Annotated in this window: 3 protein-coding genes; all 3 read left to right on the top strand. The window is 46.0% G+C overall.

Going from position 1 to position 6,117, the window contains the following annotated elements:
* Window positions 1-258: 258 nt before the first annotated feature.
* The 3 genes from KIH41_RS17860 to KIH41_RS17850 all read left to right on the top strand — a co-directional run bounded on the left by KIH41_RS17860 (window position 259) and on the right by KIH41_RS17850 (window position 6,033).
* Complete coding sequence (locus KIH41_RS17860) at window positions 259-1,983, top strand: capsule assembly Wzi family protein (protein ID WP_214163314.1); 1,725 nt, start codon at window positions 259-261, stop codon at window positions 1,981-1,983.
* 751 nt (window positions 1,984-2,734) lie between these two features.
* Window positions 2,735-4,411, top strand: a complete 1,677-nt coding sequence (locus KIH41_RS17855) for a capsule assembly Wzi family protein (protein WP_214163313.1) — start codon at window positions 2,735-2,737, stop codon at window positions 4,409-4,411.
* Window positions 4,412-4,929: 518 nt separating this feature from the next.
* On the top strand, window positions 4,930-6,033 hold the full coding sequence (locus KIH41_RS17850) for a DegT/DnrJ/EryC1/StrS family aminotransferase (protein ID WP_214163312.1): 1,104 nt from the start codon (window positions 4,930-4,932) through the stop codon (window positions 6,031-6,033).
* Window positions 6,034-6,117: the final 84 nt, after the last annotated feature.

The following is a 6,117-nucleotide window of genomic DNA, read 5'->3' as shown; positions in this document are numbered from 1 at the left end:
ATCTGAGATATCTGTGGTGAATATGGGTGACCCGCCGAGGACCAAAGGTGTGATGAGAGCTGGTCAGTGAATAAAATTGAAGTAAGTGTACTGAATATAAGGTAGTAAAAAATTTCTCGCGGCGGCGCAAAGTAAAAAAACGCAAAGGCCGCAACGTAATTCCTGAGACAACATTCTAAAGATGTCTTACATTTCAAGAAATAATTACCTGTGGCAACCTCTTTCAGTGCTAACGTAAAGGTATTTTATCATTAATAAATGAAAAAAAACAAAACATATAAAGCAGAAATTTCTCCGCGAAGAGGGACTCTGAGAAACTCTGTGAAGAGAACTCTGCGAAACTCTGCCTGCCCGCCGTGGTGGGTGAACCTTTTTATTTTCATCATTTTTCCGCTTTCTCTCCAAGCCCAAACCCTCCCCGTAGGCTTCCCGGTCTTGGAAGAGAGTCTAAGAAGGGCCCAATTATTAGGTGAACTGGACTCCACCGTCTCGTTTACCCTCCGCCCCTTAAACCCCAGGCAGCTCACCTCCTACTCCGACACCTATCAGGTCGGGAATTTGGTCAGTGAGGACACCCTGCCAAAGAGCAAGATGCAATACCGCTTCTGGAAAGAAAGAGGCCGGGTGCAGCTGCTTCCCTTCCACCAAGCCATAGAATTCAACACCCACCACCCCTACCCCCAGGTCAATGGCCCCATGGTAGTCAACCGTGGTTTTCAGTCTTATAGCAGTGTTGGGGTATATGCAGAAATAGGGCCTTTAAGTATTCAATTTCAACCGGAACATATTTGGGCGCAGAATAAATCTTATGATATCGGAAGATCCAAGAGCATTTATACAGAATACCTTGAAAGATGGGGAGATAGTTCATATTCTACCTTTCTGTTAGGTCAAAGCAGTATCCGTCTTAATGCTGGAGCTTTTTCCGTTGGGGCATCCAATGAAAATATTTGGTGGGGACCAGGACAGTTTAACAGCCTAATGTTTACCAACAACGCTTTCGGTTTTCAACATTTAACTTTAAATACCCGAAAACCGGCAAAAACATTCATTGGATCCTTTGAAGGTCAAATAATTATAGGAAGACTTGAAGGGTCTGGACTTTCCCAAAGATTTATGCATAGTCTTGTTAACGATTGGCGGTATGTTAATGCAATTTTACTTACCTACCAACCAAAATGGATATCAGGCTTAACATTAGGTGGTACCAGAGTTTTCCAACAATATGATTCATTTAGAGGTGATTCTTTTGCGGACTATTTTCCAGTAATAAACCCATTTCAAAAAGTGGAAGCAGGATTTGATATGGATGCTGATGGAAGAGACCAAAAAGCGTCTATTTTTCTTCGATATGCCATTCCAAAAGCAAAAACTGAAGTGTATTTTGAATATGGCCGTAGGGACCATGCTTATGACTGGAGGGAATTTGTCTCAAACCCTGAGCATGCTAGAGCCTATTTGATGGGTTTTACCAAGTTATTTAATCTTGAATCAGGAAACTTAATCCAAGTTCGTGGTGAAATGCTTCAGCAACAAGAATCTATCAATATTTTGGCTAGATACCCAAATACCACTGGGGGAGGGAGTAACTGGGCAGGACATTCCCCTGTACGACATGGATTCACTCATTTTGGACAGATGGTAGGCCCAGGTATTGGCCCCAGCAGCAATATTCAAACCCTTGAAACTGCGTGGATCAGCCGAAATAGAAAGTTAGGAGTTCGCCTGGATAGGTTAAACAGGCATCAGGATATATATGTAAAGAACTTCAATGACGCCACCCAGAATGGTCGCTGGGTGGATCTGAATCTGGGCTTGTTGGCTGATTGGCAGTTTGGACGCCTTTTCGTGAGCTCGCAGTGGTATTTCATCAATTCGCTGAATTACCAATGGAGGCTCGACCCCAGCAGCACCGCCGAGTTCCCAAAAGGCATGGACGTGTTCAACTTCCAAAGCACGATACGAGCGGCTTACGTATTTTAAACGCAAGCTATTCCCCCTTTCAAGCGTCAGTCCCGAGAGCGGAGCGAATCGGGAGGGGGCAGGGGGGATGTCGAAGACGAAACAAATAAGTCACTAAGTCGCACACCTGTCCCGAGTAGTCCCAATAATTATCGTGGACGAAACAGGAAGTAAATGAGGGCACAAAGGGCTCAAAGGAAAATAAGGGCACAAGGAGGAATGGGACATTGTGAATTGAAAATGAGGAATGAGGAATTAGGAATGGGGAATGGGGTTGCTCCATTTCATTCTTAATTCCCAATTATCAATTCTTAATTAAAATAGGTCACGAAGTAGCACAATGGGAAATGGAGAATTAAAAATGAGGAATGAGGAATTAGGATTGAGGAATGGGATTGCTCCAGTTCATTCTTAATTCTTAATTATTAATTCTTAATTCAAATTGGTCACGAAGTAGAACAATGAAGAATGGGAAATGAGGAATGGGGAATTGTGAATTGAAAATGAGGAATGGAGAATGGGGAATGAGGAATGGGGTTCCTCCAGTTCATTCTTAATTCCTAATTATCAATTCCTAATTAAAATAGGTTCATTCTTAATTCCTAATTATTAATTCTTAATTCAAATTGGCAGCTTTCAGTTTTAAACCTTAACCCATAAACATGCCGAAGGCATAATAAACGGATTCGTAAACAGGCTGAAACCAGAATAAGGCTGGATGCAAGAAATACATAGTACTTTGTACCTAGTACTTAGTACAACTAGATAGATTATGAAAAAATTACTATACCTATTTTTATTCGGACTACTCCCAATGGTAAGCTGGAGCCAAACCACCCCCATGGGCACCCCGCTCATGGAGGAATATATGAGAAGGCAGCAGCTGTTGGGCAAACTGGATCCAAGCGTCTCTTTCAATATCAGGCCCCTGTACCCCACGCAGGCGTTTGGGTTTGAAAATGCCGTAGACCTGGACTCCACCTTTACCTCCACCGAGTCCGAATACCACAAGCCTCTTGGCACCAAAGGCAGGATGATCATGATGCCGGCGGTGCTTCGCAGCCAGTTCAATTCCAATTATGCTTTTGGCAACAATGATGGCCCAATGATTCCCAATCGAGGCCTGCAAACGCATGCCACCGTAGGAATATATGCGGAATATGGAAGGTTCAGCCTGCAGGTACAGCCTGATCTGATCCATGCCCAAAACAGGGAGTACCAAGGCTTTCCGGAAGAACACTGGGGTAGCACCTGGCAGGAATACTATGATTTCCTCAACATGATAGACCAGCCCGAGCGCTACGGCAACGGGCCCTACACCATGTTCTTCCTTGGCCAATCGAGCTTGAGGTTCAATATGGAGCATCTATCCTTTGGGATTTCTTCCGAAAGCCTCTGGTGGGGGCCTTCCAAAAGGCACTCCCTGATGATGAGCAACAATGCACCGGGTTTTCTACACCTGACCCTCAACACCCGCAAGCCCATCGAAACCAACATTGGTTCTTTTGAAGGGCAAGTTATAGCAGGGCGATTGGAGTCATCAGGCTTTCTGCCACCTAATCATTTGCTTTCAGAACGTTACCAGATGCTCTATCATCCCAAGCGGGATGATGAATGGAGATATCTGGCAGGCATTATCCTGTCCTACCAGCCCAAATGGGTGAAAGGCCTCTCCCTGGGGTACAGCAGCGTGTCACAGATGTACTGGAATGATATGGACAGGTTTGGCGATTTCCTCCCTATATTCAATGGCGACAGAAGAGCAAGATCAGTAAGCAGCCCTGCGGTAGACCGCCGCCAGCAGATGAGCACGGGTTTCTTCCGCTGGATGATGCCTGAAGGCCATTTTGAATTCTATGGGGAATACGGCAGCAATGGCAACAGCAAAAGGTTGAGAGAATTTATCGTGAATCCGGATGAGGGAAGAGCCTTTACCTTGGGGTTTGTCAACCTGCACCCCCTGAGCAAAAAAGACCAGTTTCTGCAGGTCCACATGGAAATGACCCTGACCGGGCAGACGGTTCGCCGGGGCATCCGCGAAATGAACAGCTGGTACATCCACCCCCATGTGCGCCACGGCTATACGCATCATGGGCAGGTGCTCGGCGCAGGCAACGGCACCGGCTCCAATACCTTCTTTGGTGAATTGAGCTGGATCAAAAACTTCAACCGCATAGGCTTCCAGTTGGAGCATATCACTTATAACAATGACTTTTACTACAAGCGCTTTGAGATCATCAAGGACTTCAGGAGAAAATATGTGGACATCGTACCTTCCCTGGTGGCCGACTGGAGGTTTGGGAATGTATTGCTTTCCTCCAGGTTCCAATACGTGAATACCCTGAACTACAAATGGTACCTCGAAAACGACCCCGACTTCTACATGACCCCTGGGCTGGACAGAAAGAACTTTGTAGCGAATGTGGGAGTGGCGTATATATTTAAATAACCCCACCCGTCACCTCAAGGCACTTTGTTTTGCAAACACACCCAATACTACGACGATATGATTTCTCGCGGCGGCGCTGCGAAAATCGCTGCGATCGCTGCGAGAACTTTTATTCGTCATTAGTAGTGAAGCGAAGCGGAATCGAGAGGTCTGGATACGTAATTAAATGGTCACTAAGGCCACCAAGTTTAAAAGAAGGGCACAAAGACCTCTTCGCGGCAAGAAAGGATTCACGCTGCGGCACAGCAGAAAAAGGCGCCACGGGCGCACCGGCCTCGACTCGGAGTGAAATGGGGCCACAATGTGCACTAAGTAAAAGATTGGCGCAAAGGGATGAGGAATTAAAAACAGGGAATGGCAGAAAAGTGAGCTCAGAAGCCCAAAAAGCCCCTGCTGGCAACCTTCATTTTTAAACCTTAAACCTTAAACAATGCCGCAGGCATGATAATCAATAACCCAACATCCATCCAACCCGTGGCGAAGCTCCTTAATCCGTTAATCCCATCAACCATTAAACCATGATCAAATTCCTCGATCTCCAAATAGTCAACCAGCCCTACGCCAAGCAAATGGCAGATGTGGCTGCACGGATAATTGGATCAGGGAATTATCTGCAGGGAGACTCTACGCATAAATTCGAAAAAGAACTCTCAGCCTATATCGGTTCTTCATACGCCATTGGCGTTGGTAATGGGATGGATGCATTAAGGCTGATTTTGAAAGGTTATATAGAATTGGGACAGTTGCAGGAAGGCGATGAGATCATCGTGCCGGCCAACACCTACATTGCTTCTATACTTGCCATCACATCCAATGGCTTTAAACCCGTGTTGGCTGAACCCCATCCCCTGACTTTCAATCTGGACTTGGAGAAGCTGGAAGGACATATCACGCCACGAACCAAGGCCATCATGGTTGTTCACCTTTATGGGCAGACTTGTTGGGGTCCTGAGATAGAGCAGCTCAAAACCAAGTATGGTTTGAAGATCATCGAGGACAATGCCCAGGCCATAGGCACTGAATGGGAAGGCACAAAAACGGGGGCCTTTGGGGATGCTGCGGCCTTCAGTTTTTACCCTACCAAAAACCTCGGTGCCCTCGGTGATGCAGGAGCTGTTGCCACAAATGATAAAAAGCTGGCCTCCACTATAAGAGCATTGGCCAATTATGGGAGTCCTGAGAAAAATGTACACGTTTATAAAGGCTACAACAGCCGAATGGATGAACTGCAGGCCGCTTTTTTGTCGCTCAAACTATCAGACTTGGACAAGGCCAACCAAAAGAGGAGGGAAATTGCCACCACTTATATCAAGCATTTGTCTCCTACCCCCTTAACAGTCCCAAGCCTACCTTCCCTACCCCAGACGCATGTTTGGCATTTGTTTGTGGTGCTCCATCCGGAAAGAGACAGGTTGAGAAGATTATTGCTGGACAAAGGCATCGAAACCGCCATCCACTACCCCACCCCTCCGCATTGGCAGCCTGCATTAAGCGAATTTAAACACCTCAATCTCCCCATCACCGAGAAGATCCACCGGGAAGCTTTGAGTTTACCGCTGAATACGGGATTGACGGATGATGATGTTGAAAGGGTGATAATTGGAATAAGGGATAGCTTGTAAGATTCACCGCAAAGACACCAAGGAGCGCAAAGCAATTTTTTTTGGGAGTATTTCATAAACTGTGTAAGTCCGATTTTAGGACTT

This window comes from Litoribacter ruber, from assembly GCF_018500185.1.
In the GTDB taxonomy this organism is placed as follows: Bacteria; Bacteroidota; Bacteroidia; order Cytophagales; family Cyclobacteriaceae; genus Litoribacter; species Litoribacter ruber.
The sequence above is the reverse complement of the archived record's forward strand: the minus strand, read 5'-3'. Positions and strand labels throughout refer to the sequence as shown.

Bases quoted from the DNA above. Each gene is read 5' to 3' on its own strand.
- KIH41_RS17860 (WP_214163314.1), top strand. From the start codon at position 259: ATGAAAAAAAACAAAACATATAAAGCAGAAATTTCTCCGCGAAGAGGG.
- KIH41_RS17855 (WP_214163313.1), top strand. From the start codon at position 2,735: ATGAAAAAATTACTATACCTATTTTTATTCGGACTACTCCCAATGGTA.
- KIH41_RS17850 (WP_214163312.1), top strand. From the start codon at position 4,930: ATGATCAAATTCCTCGATCTCCAAATAGTCAACCAGCCCTACGCCAAG.